At 28.4% G+C, this 18,314-nt stretch carries 13 protein-coding genes and 1 pseudogene; 1 reads left to right on the forward strand and 13 read right to left on the reverse strand.

All coding sequences use genetic code 11. The annotated features are described in order from the left end of the window. Nucleotides 1-247 precede the first annotated feature (247 nt). The 12 genes from ACWPW7_RS15680 to ACWPW7_RS15735 form a co-directional block, all read right to left on the reverse strand. Nucleotides 248-1,852 carry a carbon starvation CstA family protein gene (locus ACWPW7_RS15680; protein WP_454054264.1) on the reverse strand — a complete coding sequence of 535 codons (1,605 nt, stop codon included), beginning with the start codon at nucleotides 1,850-1,852 and terminating at the stop codon, nucleotides 248-250. Nucleotides 1,853-2,046: 194 nt separating this feature from the next. Then, nucleotides 2,047-3,174: an RNA-guided endonuclease InsQ/TnpB family protein gene (locus ACWPW7_RS15685; RefSeq protein ID WP_454054265.1), complete on the reverse strand. Its 1,128-nt coding sequence runs from the start codon at nucleotides 3,172-3,174 to the stop codon at nucleotides 2,047-2,049. Nucleotides 3,175-3,439: 265 nt separating this feature from the next. Next, nucleotides 3,440-3,949 carry a hypothetical protein gene (locus tag ACWPW7_RS15690; RefSeq protein WP_454054266.1) on the reverse strand — a complete coding sequence of 170 codons (510 nt, stop codon included), beginning with the start codon at nucleotides 3,947-3,949 and terminating at the stop codon, nucleotides 3,440-3,442. 442 nt (nucleotides 3,950-4,391) lie between these two features. Then, nucleotides 4,392-4,865, reverse strand: a complete 474-nt coding sequence (locus ACWPW7_RS15695; protein ID WP_454054267.1) for a hypothetical protein — start codon at nucleotides 4,863-4,865, stop codon at nucleotides 4,392-4,394. A gap of 242 nt (nucleotides 4,866-5,107) precedes the next feature. Continuing rightward, nucleotides 5,108-6,907: an oligoendopeptidase F gene (gene pepF, locus ACWPW7_RS15700; RefSeq protein WP_454054268.1), complete on the reverse strand. Its 1,800-nt coding sequence runs from the start codon at nucleotides 6,905-6,907 to the stop codon at nucleotides 5,108-5,110. Between the two features lie 551 nt (nucleotides 6,908-7,458). Continuing rightward, nucleotides 7,459-8,712, reverse strand: a complete 1,254-nt coding sequence (locus tag ACWPW7_RS15705) for a GNAT family N-acetyltransferase (protein ID WP_454054269.1) — start codon at nucleotides 8,710-8,712, stop codon at nucleotides 7,459-7,461. 251 nt (nucleotides 8,713-8,963) lie between these two features. Next, entirely contained in the window at nucleotides 8,964-9,653 is a 690-nt protein-coding gene (locus ACWPW7_RS15710) for a 4Fe-4S double cluster binding domain-containing protein (RefSeq protein WP_454054270.1), read from the reverse strand. Nucleotides 9,654-9,815: 162 nt separating this feature from the next. After that, nucleotides 9,816-10,316, reverse strand: a complete 501-nt coding sequence (locus tag ACWPW7_RS15715; RefSeq protein ID WP_454054271.1) for an NUDIX hydrolase — start codon at nucleotides 10,314-10,316, stop codon at nucleotides 9,816-9,818. A gap of 400 nt (nucleotides 10,317-10,716) precedes the next feature. After that, entirely contained in the window at nucleotides 10,717-11,265 is a 549-nt protein-coding gene (locus ACWPW7_RS15720; RefSeq protein WP_454054272.1) for a GNAT family N-acetyltransferase, read from the reverse strand. Beyond that, nucleotides 11,255-12,157 (reverse strand): GNAT family N-acetyltransferase, encoded by a 903-nt coding sequence (locus ACWPW7_RS15725; protein WP_454054273.1) that lies wholly within the window; start codon nucleotides 12,155-12,157, stop codon nucleotides 11,255-11,257. The genes ACWPW7_RS15720 and ACWPW7_RS15725 overlap by 11 nt, the downstream gene beginning before the upstream one ends. Nucleotides 12,158-12,379: 222 nt before the next feature. After that, nucleotides 12,380-14,122: an ABC transporter ATP-binding protein gene (locus ACWPW7_RS15730; RefSeq protein ID WP_454054274.1), complete on the reverse strand. Its 1,743-nt coding sequence runs from the start codon at nucleotides 14,120-14,122 to the stop codon at nucleotides 12,380-12,382. 64 nt (nucleotides 14,123-14,186) lie between these two features. Beyond that, nucleotides 14,187-15,890 carry an ABC transporter ATP-binding protein gene (locus ACWPW7_RS15735; protein WP_454054275.1) on the reverse strand — a complete coding sequence of 568 codons (1,704 nt, stop codon included), beginning with the start codon at nucleotides 15,888-15,890 and terminating at the stop codon, nucleotides 14,187-14,189. Nucleotides 15,891-16,177: 287 nt separating this feature from the next. Here ACWPW7_RS15735 and ACWPW7_RS15740 point away from each other — a divergent pair. Continuing rightward, nucleotides 16,178-16,249 (forward strand): annotated as a pseudogene (locus ACWPW7_RS15740) (IS3 family transposase); the annotation flags it as partial. 73 nt (nucleotides 16,250-16,322) lie between these two features. Here ACWPW7_RS15740 and ACWPW7_RS15745 read toward each other — a convergent pair. Next, a complete protein-coding gene (locus ACWPW7_RS15745) occupies nucleotides 16,323-17,723 on the reverse strand; it encodes an alanine/glycine:cation symporter family protein (protein WP_454054276.1) in 1,401 nt (466 codons plus the stop codon). Between the last annotated feature and the right edge of the window lie 591 nt (nucleotides 17,724-18,314).

Genomic DNA, 18,314 nt, shown 5'->3' on the forward strand with positions numbered 1-18,314 from the left:
GTTATTTTTCGTATGATTATACTTTTTCTTTAAATAAAATTAAATTGTTACTATATAGTTCTGTAATTTTCAACAATGTTTTTACATTTCATTACAAAAACAATAAATATAATAATTCCTATATAATAAATTTACAAAAATACTAGAAACTTGTGTTTCATAAGCTCTTAAATTGTATTAAAACAATATATTATTTCAGTAAATTAAAAAAGTAAGAGGCAGTCTCTTTTGAGACAGCCTCCAAAAACTATGCTTTTTTCTTTTTAATTATAAGTCTATAAGTTTCTATTAATAAAATTAGTGCTAATATTAATAATATTACAGCAAATACCCCTAATACTATATTTGACGTAGCTGCAGTAAAATATTGGCGTATTAGCATTGTTAATGATGTCAATGTAACTATAAACATAAATATCATAGGTATTAAAGCCATAGTATATTTTTTCCCTATACTGGATAACCAAGCTGAAACTGCTAATAAAGAAAGAGCCGCTAATAGTTGATTTGCTGATCCAAATATAGGCCAAATTTTATTGTATCCATAAGCTAATAATAAAATTGATGCTCCTATGGTAGCAAATGTAGCAAAATATTTATTGCTACCTAAACTCTTACTTTCTTTTTCTTTGTCAAAGAATTCTTGGAATATATACCTTCCAATCCTTGTTGCTGTATCAAGACTAGTTAATGCAAAAGCTGAAAAAGTAAGCATAGTAAATACCTTACCTATCTGAAGTGGTAATCCAAAACTATTCATAAATACAGATAATCCGTTTGCAAATACTACTGAAGGAGCTCCCTCAGAATTTGCTAAATATCCAACAGTTATTAAGGCTATAATTGCCACAATACCTTCAATGAGCATGGAACCATAACCTATTAATTTGGCATCAGATTCTTTATCAATTTGCTTTGATGAGGTTCCTGACCCTATAAGAGAGTGAAATCCTGATACTGCTCCACAAGCAACAGTTACAAATAAGAATGGAAATAGTGTTTGATTGTTAACCTTAAAACCACTAAAAGCAGGTATTGCCATTGAAGGCCTATAAATCAATATTCCTAGTACTCCTCCTATAATCATTGCATATAAAAGAAACGAGCACAAATAATCCCTAGGTTGTAGTAATATCCATACTGGTAAAGTAGATGCCAAGGTTATATATATAATTAATACTATATTCCATTGAAATTTTGTTAATTTTATAAAAGGAAACATATATCCAAGCCATATACAGAAAAATAAAAGTATAACTCCAATTAATGTGGAAATTCCAAGCTTAGATCCTTTTCTATAAACAGCAAATCCAAAAGCCATTGATATGAATATAAAAAGTATAGATGCTGTTCCTGCTTGTGCTCCTATTAAATTATTGGGATCATAAGCAAAAGTTGAAGCACAAATATCAGTAAAAGCAGCTACTATTAATACAATAGTAGACCATGCAAAAATGTTGTATAGTATTTTGCCTTTATTACCTAAATTGGTTTTAATTATTTCTCCTATAGTTTTTCCATCATGTCTTATAGATGCAAATAAGGCACTATAATCATGAACACCTCCTACAAATACACTCCCAACTAATATCCATAAGTATACAGGAATCCATCCAAAAACTGCTGCTAATATTGGTCCAGTTATGGGTCCTGCACCTGCAATTGAAGAAAAGTGATGTCCTAATAGCACTTTAGAATTTGATGGCACATAATCCATATTATCAAACTTAGTATGAGCTGGTGTTTTTCTATTAACATCAATACCCCATTTTTTAGTTAACCATGCACCATAGGTTACATAAGCTATTAAGAATACTATAATTGAAATAACTAATAATAACAGTGCGTTCATTTATAGCCGTTACCAAAACGCTAAAAAACTCCATAAGAAGATTATATAAGTTTTTAGTTTTGTTTATTTCCTACTTCATAATGTCCGATTTTGCCTAAGCTACTTTCCTTTGGTATAACACTCTATAGGCTTTGCTACCTATTAAGGTAGTGGGTTGTAACGATTACCCAATTTAGTTAATCTTTTTTAGTTGATTATACTAAACCATAGTCTGCAAGATTATAACTAGCATTTTTATCTCTATCACAACTAAAACCACAAGAACATTTATAGGTTCTATCTGAAAGTTTTAAATCTCTATTAATAGAGCCACAATGACTGCAGGTTTTACTTGAAGGATAAAATACAGGTACTTTAATAAACTCAATACCACACCGTTCACATTTATATTTCATTTGATTTATAAATATATTAAATCCTTGCTCTCCTATTGCCTTTGATAAGTGTTTATTTTTCATCATATTAGACACTTTTAAATCTTCCATTACCACCCTGTAAGGCTTGGCTTTCACCATTTTAGAAGTGGTTTGATGGATATGATTTAGTCTAATATTTTTGAGTTTACTATGAAATTTTTTAATCTTCTTTTCAAGTTTTGCAATGTTCCTAGTTTTTTGGTAACTACCTCCTTTTTTATTTTTTTCATACTTCTTTGAACATTGCCTTTGCAATTTTTTTAATCTTTTATTTAATTTTTTGACTTTATGTGTTTTGTTAATATTTCTAGCATCTAAATTATCTATATTAGTTATTGCTAATTGAGTTATCCCGAGATCTACTCCTAAACTAAAATTGTTTAATTTAGTTTTTTCTACTGGTGTTTCAACACCTACTGAAAGTATCCACACTCTACCATTAAAATGTATTCTAGGATTTTTAAATCTTTTTATAGTAGTTAAATCAATATCATAATCTACTCGGCATTTAACTTTACCTATCTTTTCAAGGTTTACAAAATCTTCTTTGAAGTAAACTTTGTCATACCTACTATAAAATTTAGGCTTTGATTTTTTCTTACTTTTAAATTTAGGGAATTTACTGCCATTAAAGAAATTTTTATATGCTTTATCTAAATCTCTAATGCTTTCTTTTAATGTTGCATTGGATGCTTCATAAAGCCACTGATAACCTTCAGTATTCTTTAAAATAGTTAATTCTTTACCTAATTCTGAAACTGATAGATTTTTATTATTGGTTTTATAATTTTCTATTTGCTTTGATAATGCCCAATTATAAACAAATCTCATACAACCAATGTGTTTATAAATTAAATTTATTTGTTCCTCTGTTGGATATAATCTTATATTTAGTGCTTTTATCAAATTTATCACCTCACTTTCTAATAACTATTATATCCAAATACTACCTTTATATAATAGCTTTGAGATGATAAAATAAGGATTAAAAATTTTAAAACAACAATTACTATATCTAATACTATAGATACTAAAATTTAAAAATATTCTACTGGAAATTACATATCACTTTCAAAATTATTAGATAAATCAACTATTTTAAAAGTCTATTAATAAATAGTAAGTTTTTATAACATTTCATAACTTTTCTTTAACAGCTATTTATCCTCCTTTATTTATTACTTAAGGTGTGTAAATACACCTTATAGTCTTCTTTAGCAGCTTTGTTAGTTATAATCTTACTACTAGATAAATCTATAACTACAAGCTTTATGGTACTCCAACCATGAAGTGTAAACTTATAATACTTATTGTATTTGAATTTTTTTGTATAATCCCAAATATCCTTGGAGGTATTAGTTTTGCTAACTATAATTCCTGTTATTATAGAACTTTTGTGTTCTCCATTTGGATTTACTAGTTTTATAGTCATATCTTTTAGATAATGTGAAAATTCTACTAAATCCTGATATTTTAAATCATTATAGCCCTCTATTAAGCAATGTTCATATACTTCGAATTTATCTATAACATCATTTTTAGTCAGAAAGGTTCTTCCACCTATATCTTTATATTTTCCATATAAATTTAACTTTTTATCAAAAATTACTACATCTTTGTGAAGTTCGAAGTTCTTTCTAAATATTTCACTTAGATTATCTAAATATAACTGTAAATCCATAAATATCCCCCAAAATTTTATTACATTGCCTAATATTTATACAATTAAGAGTTGACTATTGACAATAGAGATAAATTCAAACTTCTCTCATAAGAGAGAAGTTTGAATTTATCTCTTTTTAAAGTGCATAGTCACTTTTATCGAAAAGCCTATTTGAAGAAATTAGTTTGATCGAAACTAATTTCAACCTTAATTGTCAATCGTCCATTTTCAATTCTCAATTAAATAAATATAATATGCCTATATTAAAATATACTCATCAGAAACTTGATTTAAAACTATATAGTATAAAAATTATATAAATATACAGTTTTTTATATAATTTTTCATATATATATGTCTTTAAAAAAGTACTCTCTTCTAAAATAAATAATCTATTTTTTATATTTATTGCAAAAAAATAAATGCTGATAGAAAACTCTATCAGCACTAAATATATAAATTATGTTGGTATTTGTGTTGGTATTAATATGTTGTTTAATTCTTTTACAGTAATATTAAAATAATTGCTACCTGTGTCTAATGGTTTAATTTGAGATATAACATAATCATCCTTAAGTAAAAACATCAAATCATCTGATTTATTCTTGTCTTTTGGTATAATAAGTGCAAAGGAATTATTAGATACCAAAATATTATCTTCTTGGATTAGTGCAGCACACAACTCTCCTTTAATAAAATTTTGTTTTAAAGAAAAAATAATATCACCTTTTCTAGCTATGTTAACATTTTCATATAACATACTAAAATTTTCTACAGGCTTAGTATTAATTATTCTTTGTTTAAAAATATCAATACAACTCTCATCAATTAACTTATAACTACTATTAATTTCTGTAGTTTCCTTTAAAGTCCTGCTAGATAAATTAATGTCTGCAATCTGGTACAAATAACAGGTTTCACAATTAATATCCATCCTTATCCCCCTAAAGAAAATATTCAAATTTCTATAATAATTATATACTATTTTTATTCGCAAATTCATTAATAACTTATAGTTTTATCATAAAATTTATTATTTCTAATATTTTCGTAAAAAAATATAATACCACTTTATTTTTATATCTTTATTATACAAAAAATTCCTTAATGTTGCTTATCAAAAAAATCAAAGTTACCAATGAGTTTTATATTGATAACCTTGATTTTAAAATAATTTTATATTTCCTTTTCTAACATGTCTAATAACATATCGAATCTTTTTATAGTATCTTCTAGTGGTTTTGGCGTTGTCATATCAACACCTGCATTTTTAAGTATGTTTATTGGATAATCACTACTTCCTGCTTTTAAAAAGCCTTTAAATCTTTCTACATCTTGGGCTCCTCCATTTATTATCATTTGTGAAAATGAATTTGCCGCTGCAAAACCTGTTACATATTGATAGACATAAAAATCTCTATAGAAATGAGGAATTCTTGACCATTCCATATCTATTTCACTATCTACAATCATATCTTTTCCGAAGTATTTTACATTTAAATCATGATATATACTACACAAATCATCACTAGACAATGCTTCTCCTGCTTCCATTTTTTCATGGGTAATAAGTTCAAATTCAGCAAACATTGTTTGTCTAAAAACAGTAGTTCTTATGCTTTCAAGCTGTTCATTAATCAAGTATAATTTTTTAATTTTATCTTCTTCTTTTTTTATTAAATAATCCATAAGTATGCATTCATTAGTTATAGAAGCAACTTCAGCACAAAACAATACATAATCTGCATAAATATATGGCTGATTTTTCTTTGAATAATAAGAGTGTATAGAATGCCCCATTTCATGAGCAAGTGTGGAAACATCATTTATTTGATTATTATAATTTAAAAGTACATATGGCATGCTATTATAGCTTCCGCTAGAATAAGCGCCTCCTCTTTTTCCTTTGCTTTCATATACGTCAATCCATCTATCTTCTATGCCTTCTTTAAATATATTTAGATATTCCTCTCCCATTGGTTTTAATGCTTCAATACAGATTTTTACTCCTTCTTCATAAGGTATATCAAATCTAGGAGTCTCTATATTAGGTACATATAAATCATACATATGAATTTCATCTAAATTTAACAATTTCTTTTTAAGTGACACATACCTGTGAAGGGATTTTAAATTATTATTGATAGTATCTACTACATTATGATAAACCTCAAGAGGAATTTTATTTGGCTTTAATGAACTTTCTAGCGAAGAATTATAATGTCTAGCCTTTGACTTAAAGATAAAACTCTTATGTGAAGACGTATAAGTAGTGGCTAAAGTATTTTTATATTTTTTATATGTGCTAAATAAACTGTTAAAAGCCTCCTGTCTAACTCTTCTATTTTTTGATCTTATAAATACAGAATAATTTCCTTCTGTAAGTTCAATTGAATAATTATTTTCATCTTGTATTATAGGAAAAGTCATATCTGCATTGGTTAGCATATTAAATATATTTCCTGGAGCTGATAGTGAATTTTCTGCAGATGCTAATAACTTTTCCCCTTCTTCACTAAGTATATGAGGTTTTTGTTCTAATATATCCTTCAAATATTTTTCATAAAGTTTTAGTGGCTCTAACTCATCTATAGCCTTGTTAATATCCTCTTCCCTTAAAGTTAATATTTCCGGTACAAAGAAAGAGGTTATGCTATTTACCTCTGTAAGATAAGCTCTTATTCTATCTAAAAGAACTTGATACTTAGTATTTGCTGTATTTTCATCACTTCTAAGATGAGCATATACATATAAATCCTCTACTAAGTTTGAAACTTTAACATAACTTTCTAAATATCCTAAAAGCATATTAGGATCCTTCAATTTCCCTTTATAATCTAATAATTTAGGTGCTATTTCTTTTGCTTTAATAAAGTCTGATTCCCAAGCTTTCTCGTCCAAATACATTTTCTTAACATTCCATTTGTACTTTTCAGGAACTTCTTCTCTAATTTTTAACTTTTTTACTTCGCTCATGGTTCCCTCCCAATTACTTAGACTATGTTTTTATTATTAATTATGATTTAATTGTTATAATGCTTATAAAAAATAACAGTATTTTAAAACATAGTCATTATTTTAGATTTAATATAATTTCATATTAACACATATTTACAAAATTTTAATAAAATTCTATAATTTTCTTTTAATAAATTTTCCATAACTCTTTTTATCTATAAATTGATTGCCTTTACTATTATCTCTCCTCTTACCATAGTTAATACAGGATATCCTTATTTGCTATGGCTATTCCTATATCTAAATTAAAATGGATGCGAACACCAATATCACCTGGAATTATATATTTTCCACTAGCATTAATAATCTCATCATAATTTCTTTTAATATTACTCTATAAATTCTTACAATGAGATAAGAAAAGCGCACAATCACTTTTCTTGAAAATTCTTAAAGAAATTATTTAAGATATGACTAATATAATCTTAATTATAAATTGTAAAATCTATATTTATTTAGATTACCTATTAGTAAGTTTTTTATTTATTTTTAATTATAAATAATTTAGTTTAGAACTGTGTCATACAGATTGGTTTTTCATCTGATGAAAATATTTTATTTAATACTTTTAAATACTCAACATTTGAAATTTTAACTTTTCCATATCTATAAAGACTATTAATATCTACAACACAGGTAATAAGCGATGAAAAATCTGAAACATCCATCATAAGTTCTACGTCAAAATCTTTATTTTTATTTAAAGTGGCTTTTCCGTCATTAAAATGAATTATATAACTTCCATTATTTTCTTTTATAAGGGTATCAGCAATCGTTAGTTTAAGTCTGCAATTTTGATTTTTAAAGTTATGGCCTTCTAAATCCTTGAAAAGCTTAGACACATCTATTACTCTGTACATTATTCCCGTTCCTTGCCTACTGCATTGATGATATACACCAGTAAGTATTATATCTGCCCCATCTCTTGGATCTTCTAAAGCAAATCTAAAATTTTCATCTTGAGTATTAAAAAGTATATATCTTATTTGATCATTTTGACTATTAAAGAAGGTCATAAACTCAAGGAATACTTCTGGATCTTCATAAAAAAATTCTTTTATAACCATATCATTAATTGTAAAAGCCTCTGTATCCCCTTTTTTAAATTCAAAAACCACATAACCCCTTATTTCATCCTTAACTCTGTATGCTAAAATTTTATTTGAAGCATTATCAAATAAAATTTTAAATTCATAATCATGTTTTTCAATTAGTCCATTAGTTTCCATTACCATTTTATTATAAAAATTACAAAGCTCATGTATATCCTCAATATTTAAAAATTGAATATGTGCCTTACTTGTACCCTTTGGTAAATTGCAAGGTTTTACCCTAAATTGATTTATGCTTGTACCAAATCCAAAACCCATCTTTTTATAAAAATCTGGCCTGAAAGGATATAATAATGCCATTGAAACCCCTTGGTTTCTGTAATGATAGATAAAATCTTTAATAATATCTATTGCAACCTTTTCTTTTTTATGAATTAAATCAACAGCAATACACCCTACTCCACCAGCTTTAATCTTTTGATTTAGTAAATTCATGTTGAAATCATGATATCTCATTCCTCCAAGAAGTACTAAATCTTCAAATACTCCATAGAAATTAACATTTTGCCTTTCATTTTGAACCTTGATAATATTATTTTTAAACCTTCCCTTATCTTCCTTTGTAAATATTCCATTAGATGGGTATGCATTAGCTACTATTTCTACAAAACTTTCTATATTACATTCTTCTAATCTTTTTATTACACGCATGTCATTTTCATTGGAATATCTATATTATTAAGAATCCAATGATATTCACCTCCATTTATCTTTTTAACTACATATAAAATAATTTGATTTATACGAATATTTATTATCATCAGAAAATTATGTTCATATTTGGATATCCTTTTTGCTTTTAAACACCTACTCATTTCTAATAACTAAATTAGTGATCTGTATACAACTATCTTCCTTAAATTCTCAATATATGCCTTTTTATCTCCTTTAATACATTCTCATTAATTACAACTTATATATCTTTGTGTAAATGGACATACCTCTATACATTTACCGCATAATGAAAGTTCAGATCCTACTTGTTTTTTTGATAACTCTCTAGCTTTTTGCCTACATTTAAAAGGATTTATTAATTCCTCCCTTTTTAATTTTATATTCCATAGCTGTCCTTTAATTGTTTCCGCTGGGCATGATAATCTACATTTCTCACATCTGCCACATCTAGATTCATTAATTGGACTATTTGTTTCAAGTGGCATATTAGTTAAAACTGAAGAAATACGTATAGCAGATCCATATTCAGGTGTAATTAATAATGCATTTTTACCTATCCAACCTAACCCTGCCCTTGTAGCTACAGTTTTATGTGGTAACAATGTGGCTAAATTATCATCACTAGTGACATAAGTAGAGGTTTGTCCTATTGCATTATAACCTAAGTTTTCTATATAGCTAACGCAAGCTATAGCAATTTCATCCAAAGCATTATTTATCTTCTTATACTCCTCCCAATATTCTTTTGTTGGCCCACAATTAATCTCTCTTATAATCTTAGTATTTAATTTAATCCCAAAGGATATGCCATAGTCCATACTCTTACGTGCTTCAATATCAATATCTCTCAAATCTGCAAATCCAACTAAAGATGCTCCAAGAGTTTCTAAATATTTCTTTAAAAAATTTTTATTCATACTTCACCTCAATTATTCATATTAATAATAACATTTTCTAAGACTTTCTTACTTTTATCCATAACATAAATTCATTAACTATGTCTTTCTTATCTCACTTTAAAAATCTCACTCTTCCCGTGATAATAAAAATTTTCTTCACATTGCTATAATATAATAAAATTACTTAAATAAATAGTGTCCTACATATTCTAAGTACATATCCCCATAGAAAAAATCTCTACTTTCTATAATTTCTAATATATCTTCTTTAGTCATTAATTTAACTTCACTTACTTCTCCTTGCTGAGGAATAACTTCATTAATATCGATTTTCTGTCTAAAGTGATAAATATCTGCAATCCAAGGATTTTTAGTATCAAATCTAACCCTTCTAAGTAATCCTCCATTTTCTACTTTTAACTCTATTCCTAACTCTTCTTTAACTTCTCTTAAAGCAGCTTCTAAACTTTCTTCTCCTGCAATAACTGAACCACCTACTGTTTCCCATTTGTTTGCATTAGTTTTATTTGGACTTCTTCTTGATATTATAAAATTTCCATCTACATTTTCTATCCATATGAATACAACAAGATGATATTCACCCTCACTCATCTTACTACCTCTGGGAGCTACTTTTCCTGTTCTATTTCCATCTTTATCTAAGATGTCCCATAATTCCATAGTATTATCTCCTTATTCTGTTAATGCATAAATAATATTTGCATAAGGCACATTCAAATAAATAATAAGTCAGTATGCTAGTCTATTTTGTGTAATACTGCGTCAGCAGAACCCGCTGATAGCTCTACTAGCAACGGAACCTGCTTCCTTGTCTGACACAAAATATCCGTCGCATCTTTGACTTATTATTTATTTTCATGTGCCTAATTCTCTTTTTATAATTATAACACTTAGAAATAAAATTATATAATTAAAAACTGCTAAAGATTATTTAAAATCTTTAGCAGTTTTAAGCCATCTATACTTAATATTTTGAAAAATATATTTAATATTTACTTTATAGAGGTTCTTTATGCTTAAATCATAAATATTTAAATGTTTAGTTATTATAATAAAGTATCTACTCTTTCCTTGTTCTTAAAGCCTTTCTCATCCATAAAATCTTAAATTTCTTGCCTGCTATTTCTCCCTCATAAGTATTAAACTGTTTAAAATCTGCTTTTTCATATGCTTTTATTGCTCTCTTATTAAATTCTGCCACCCCTAATCTAAGATAATCTCCTTTATAATTATGATGATTTGTTGCAAAATCTATACATTCTGATACATATTCACTACCCAATCCTTGTCCAGTTAAATCCGGTCTTAATCCAAAGCCTATCCACATTTCATAAATTTTATTTGGATTATCTTTTACTATTTTTATATCTACATATCCATCGTCTTCAGAGCTTTCATCAACCTCTTCAAAAAATTCTATAGTAAGCTCCCCTATTAAATTATTATTCTCATCTAAAGCTGCAAATTTTCCAAAACCCCAGCTTTCTTCTTCTAATAATACTTCTTTTTCATTGCAGTAATCATATACGGAATATTCGCCTTCATATTTCCAATTATTAATCATCTCTCTTGCATACTCTTTGTTCATTGCAACAAACTTATATTTCATGTTTTCTCCTCCAATTATATTCATACTCTACACTTGCTTTATATTTTGTAAAACCTTCTCTAAGATATAGATTTAATGCACTCTCATTTTCCACCTCTACACAGAGCATAGCCTTAGGCATTCCTTTACTTCTTCCATAATCTATTGCTGCTCTTAATAAATTTCTACCTAGCGCTTTTCCTCTATACTCTGGATTTACACACACAACAGATATGTATGTATATGCTTCTCCTGCTTCAAATTCCACTGAAGCACGTATAGTTCCTATAGGTTCCTCATTATAATAAAGTAACATCATTCCATCTTCTAAATGGCACTGTGGCTCACTCTTCCAATATAAACAAACATTTTCTGGTGTTCTTGGAGGATCCTCTGGAAATCCAATATTTCTAACCTTACACCAATCCATTTCATCCCTATTTTCTTTAAAAGTCCTTAACTCATATCCCTCTGGAAAAGTAGCTTTAGGAACTTCTCTATCCTCTCTAATCATAGTAAAACTATATCCACCTAACTTAAATTGTAAAGCTGTTAATATTTCAGCCATAACCTCATTCTTTTGATCTATATATATAAATATTTTATCTATGCCTTCTATTTCTTCCAATATTGCTCTAAGCATACTCTTATAATTATCTATTTTATTTTCAATGCTATGAAATATCCTTAATCTACCCATTCCTCCCTGTTTATAGAAGTCATCTAAAATGATGGAAATCGCCCCTTTAATATTATTATCACTCACTAATATATAAGTTGGATTTTCTTTATTAATCTCAAAACTCTCTAAATCTATATCACTTAATCCTTCATCATTAGGATCCTCTCTATACTTCTTACAATACTCAATAAAGGCTTCAACCATTTCATCTCTTAATCTTTCAACCTTCATGCCCCTTCCCCTCCATTATCTATCCTTATGAAAATATTACCATTTATCACTCTAATCTTATATATCCAAAATAATTCTGTATTAAAGTTGAGCAGAGAGATTTACTTTAACATTTAACCATAAGAATTAGTATTATTTTAAAACAGCATCTCAATTTAAAATAGAAAAACCTATAAACGCAGTATCTTCTCTACGTTTATAGGTTATTAATTTAAATGACCTTTACTCAAACTGTGAATAATATAATTGGCTATAAAAGCCCTTTTGTCTTATTAATTCTTTATGATTTCCCTGCTCTATTATGTTACCATCCTTTACTACTAATATATGGTCAGCACTTTTTATAGTAGAAAGCCTATGTGCTATAACAAAGCATGTTTTACCTTTCATAAGATTTCTCATAGCCTGCTGAATTTGTATTTCCGTTCTTGTATCAACGTTAGAGGTTGCCTCATCTAAAATAAGCATTTTAGAATCTAAAAGCATGGCTCTGGCTATTGTTAGTAACTGCTTTTGACCTTTGGATATATTAGTTCCATCATCTGTAAGAATCGTATCATATCCATTTGGAAGTCTTTTTATATAAGAGTGAATTTTGGCTGCCTTAGCTGCGTTTATTACATCTTCTAAGGTAACATTTTCACTACCATAAGCAATATTTTCAAAGATAGTTCCTTGAAATAGCCAAGTATCCTGTAGTACCATAGCATAGGATTTTCTAAGACTTTCCCTTGTTATGTCCCTTATCTCCATCTCATCTACATAGATACTTCCATGGTTTACATCATAAAATCTCATAAGAAGATTAATCAATGTAGTTTTTCCTGACCCAGTAGGTCCAACAATGGCAATCATATTTCCGGATGGTGCCTCCATACTAAGATTTTTAAGAATTATTTTATCTGCTGTATATCCAAAGGATATATTATCAACTTTTACATCACCATGAACATGTAAAAGTTCCTTGGCATCTTCTTTATCTCTCTCTTCTGTCAGCTCATCCATAAGCTGAAAAATTCTTTCTGCTGCTGCTAGTGAAGATTGAAACTCTCCTACAATATTTGCAGATTCATTGATAGGTCCAGAAAATTTCCTAGAATATAATACAAATGAAGAAATATTTCCTAGACTCATTTGATTATGTAAGTACATGATTGCACCAAATATACTAATTAATGTTAAAGATAAATTGTTCATAAAATTAACTGATGGCCCAACCATAGAACCATAATAATCTGCACGATAATAAGCATTCACTGCATCTTCATTCTTTCTTCTAAATTTATCCTTGGTATTCTCCTCTTGATTATATGCCCTTAATGTCTTCTGTCCTGATACAAATTCCTCAACCATTCCATTTAGTTCTCCAAGCTTTCTTGAACGATTACGAAACATAGGTCTTGTAATTTTTGTCATCCTCTTTGTGAGTATAATAGATAACGGAACTGTAAATACAAAAACTAATACTAGCTTTGTGGATATCATAACCATAGAAATAAATGATACAACTACTGTAATAATACTTCCACAAATGGTAACTAAATCTGCTGTTAAAGATGCATTTAGGGTATCAATATCATAGGAAATTTTACTTATAATATCTCCCGTAGCATGGGTATCAAAATACCCTACAGGAAGTGAAAGTAAATGATCAAATAAGTCCTTCCTTAATTTATAGGATATCCTCTTACTAACCTCCAGCATAATCACTGATAAAATATAGGTTAAAATAGAGGATATTATATAAAATATAATCATAAGTCCACAGTAATAATATACTTTACTAAAGTTTACCGCACCATTTCCCAGTTCAATGCTATCTATGGCATATCCTGATAGCATAGGACCCATTAATGCAAATAAATTACTTCCAATAGACAGTAGAACCGCAATAATTATTAATGCCTTATATTCTAAAAGATAGGACATTATTCTTCTTAAAGCATGAATCTTATTCTTTTTCATAATTACAACATGCCCTCCTTGTTCCATGTAAACTGCTTTAGGGTATTTTTTTACTTAAAGGAATTTACTCCTCTAGTTGTGATTCACTAATTTCTCTGTATATATCACAACTTTCTATAAGTTCCTGGTGAGTTCCATAGCCGACTATCTCTCCATCCTCCAAAACACAGATATGGTCAGAAGACATAATAGAGCTAATTCTTTGAGCAATCATTATAGTTGTGGTTTCCTTAAAATGATTTTGAAGTTCCTTTCGTAATGATGCATCTGTTTTATAATCTAATGCACTAGAAGAGTCATCTAGTATTAAAATCTCGGGATGTGCTGCAAGTGCTCTTGAAATTAGTAATCTTTGCTTTTGTCCACCACTTAAATCTGCACCTCTTACTGCTACTTTAGTTTGAAATCCCTCTGTCTTTCCTTCTATGAACTCAGTAGCCATTGCATATTCTGACGCTGCCTTTATCTCAGCTTCACTTATATCTCTTCCAAATCGAATATTTTCAAATAGGGTATCTGTGCTAATAAAGTCATTTTGAAATACAACTCCAAATTTTTCTCTTAATACCTTCATATCAATTGATCGTACATCTTGTCCATTAATTCTAATTGCCCCTTGATCCACATCATAAAACCTCATTAATAGTTTAACTATAGTAGACTTTCCAGAGCCTGTAGCTCCAATAATGCCCAAGGTCTCTCCTTTTTTAATACCAAAGCTTATATTACTTATATTACTTTCTTTATGATTATAAGAAAAAGATACATTATCAACTTCTATGGCATATCCATTATCTATCTTTGGTATATCTTTAATTACAAATTCCTCTTCAGCATTTAAAATCCCATTTATACGTTTTGCTGAAGCGCTTGCTTTTGAATAATTGGTGAAAACCCTAGAAATAAATAAAAGAGCATTTAAAATTAATGTAACATAGGTTAAAAATGCAACAATTACTCCTGGCTTCATAACTCCGCTGTTTACCCTATAGGCTCCTGCTAGAATAACCAATACCGTCCCAAGATTTAAGCATAGATTCATAACTGGATTTAATACAGCCATCACCATTCCAGTCTTTTTTTCTTGCTCTACAGCAGCTTTATTACGATAATCAAACTTTTCTCTTTCATAATCTTCCTTTGATAAGGCTTTAATAACTCGTATTCCTGTCACATCTTCCCGTACAACCCTTACAAAATCGTCTATCTTTTTTTGAACAATAGAATACATTGGAATGCCTACCTTAGAAACATAGGTCACTGCTAAAAATATAATAGGCATCACTGAAATCATGACTAAGGTAAGTATTGGATCTAGTGTAAAAGTAATAATTATACCACCTATAAGTAAGATAGGTGCTCTTACCCCAATTCTCTGCATCATACCTAGCATCTGGTGAATGTTATATGTATCAGAGGTAACTCTTGAAATTAAAGAAGGTAATGTAAAGTAATCTACTTGATTATTAGAAAGGTAAATTATCTTAGAAAACAAATCATTTCTAACACGCTCCGTTGTATCCCTTGCAACTTTGGAAGCCATTCTATTTGCTATAATATTAAATACCACTGCAATAATAGAGCACAAAAGCATAAGTCCACCCCAAATAAGAATTGGTTGTACCTGTTTTAATGGGATAATCTCATCAATCATATAGGATAATATCCAAGGAAGTGCCAGTTCTACAATAGTACCTGTAAATTTTATGGCAAGTCCAATACTCATTCGAAAAATATATGGTTTTAGATATTTAAATATTTGCTTCATTTTTATTTCCACCTAATACATAATTATATATTTAAAGTAAAATTTGCTTCTTAATATATTATACACTTATATTTCATAAAAATCGATTTTAACGCAAGAAAAAAATTCCGAAAGACCTAAGAAAAAAGAACTTTCCATAGAAGAAAAATATAAATGCCTTAAAGTAAAAATAATTTACTAAAAGCTAAGAAGGAACTCTTAAAAAAGCTCCATATACTAAAAAGGAGGATGATACAAAAAATAAGTTTATCTGTCTAACAGAAATTTAATCTAACTAATTTAGTAGCGAAAAATATAAATTAAATTTAAAAAAGATGACTCCTGTTCAATACAGAAATCATCTTCTTAACCTATTTTAAGCTTTTAATTTTTCTTTGACAAAGGGTATATTTTAAAGGTCTTTTTTTACTAACTAACTATTTTCTTATCCGTTTAAGACCATTCCGTTACTTCATCTTTAAGTTCAGGTATAGAATTGCTAGTGAATATAGGATCTTTTATACCTGCTCTCTTCTGATTTTTGTAATCTTCTAGAGCTTTTAATGCAATTTTGCTTAATAGTACAATAGCAATTAAGTTTACTATAGCCATGAGTCCCATGAATACATCAGCTAAATTCCAAACTATATCCATGCTGACAATAGATCCAAAGAACACCATCACACCAACAAAAACTCTATAAAGCTGTAAATAAATTTTCTTATCTGTTATAAATTGAATATTGGTTTCACCATAATAATAATTTCCAACTATAGAACTAAAAGCAAATAGTAATATACATACGGAAATAAATATTCCTCCCCAAGATCCTACTTGATTATTAAGGGCTATTTGAGTAAGTTCTATACCTTTAACTGAGCCATCAAGTGGAGCACCTGATAATAATATCATGAATGCTGTACAACTGCAGATTATTATAGTATCAGTAAAAACTCCAAGGGTTTGTATAAAACCTTGCTTAACTGGATGGGATACTGTAGCAGCTGCAGCAGCATTAGGCGCAGAACCCATACCAGCTTCATTTGAAAACAACCCTCTCTTTATACCTTGCATTAAGGCTGCTCCAATTCCACCACCAACAACTTCATTAATACCAAAGGCATTTTCAAAAATCATTGATAATACGGAAGGAATTGCCGAAAAGTTTTTAACAACTATAAATAATGCAACTATTATATAAAAAATAGCCATAACAGGAACTAAAACACTTGAAACTTTTGCAATTCTATTGACTCCTCCAAAAATAATGGCAATAGTAAGTATTGTTAAGATAGCTCCTACAACAGTTTTATTAAATCCAAAAGAACGGTATAAAGAAAGAGTTATAGTATTTGCTTGAACTGAATTGAATACTAGTCCAAAACAAATGGTTATCAGAATGGCAAAAAGCATTCCCATCCATTTCTTTTTAAGTCCTTTTTCTATATAGTAAGCAGGTCCACCTCTAAAGCTATCTCCATCCTTAACTTTATAAATTTGTGCCAAAGTAGATTCTATAAAACTAGAGGCACCACCTATAAGTGCTATAAGCCACATCCAAAATACTGCTCCAGGTCCACCAATGGCAATTGCAGTTGCTACACCAGCTAAATTCCCAGTACCAACTCTAGAAGCCGTACTTATACAAAAGGCTTCAAAGGAAGATACAGAATTCTCTTCTTTATCCCCTGTGGCACCATCTCCTAAAAGTCTAAACATCTCTTTAAAATTTCTAAATTGAACAAACTTGGTTTTAAAAGTAAAATACACACCAATTACTATGAGCATAGCAATTAAAATATAGGTCCATAGAAAGTTGCTAATATGTGAAATCATTCCATCTAAAAACGCCATCTTTTGTAAACTCCTCCTTTTTTCTTCAGTTATTCATTAAAAATCCATTTGTTAATACAATATATTATTCATGAATATAATATATTATTTATGGCAAAACTGCAATAAAAATATTTGAATATTTCATAAATTAATTGAAAACATACTGTAAACTAGTAAAATCATGGTAAAAAGGAATAAAATTAAAATACATTATTCATTTCATTGTAAAATACACTATACTAGGATATTAAGGATTAATATAAGTTAAATGTTGAGATAGGGTAAATTTAATCTTTGAGCTTCAAAAAATATTAATTTTTTGTGAATATACTTTTGAAGTATGTCATAGCTCTAATTGATAATGAAGAATAAAAATACTTACCTTACACAAAGTGGCTATAAAAATTCTATCAATTTAGAATCTACATTACATTATCCAATATAATATAGGAAGGTAATTTTTAATTTCTAGGAGAAGTCTACCCATTTTGAGTATTTTATTGAAATTTAAGACTTAAAAAAACAAGAACTTAGATTTATACATCAATATATTACAATTGAAATATTAAATCTAAGTTCATAAATAATTTAAAATTTATTCTATTTTTT

This window comes from Clostridium sp. Marseille-Q7071, assembly GCF_965112025.1.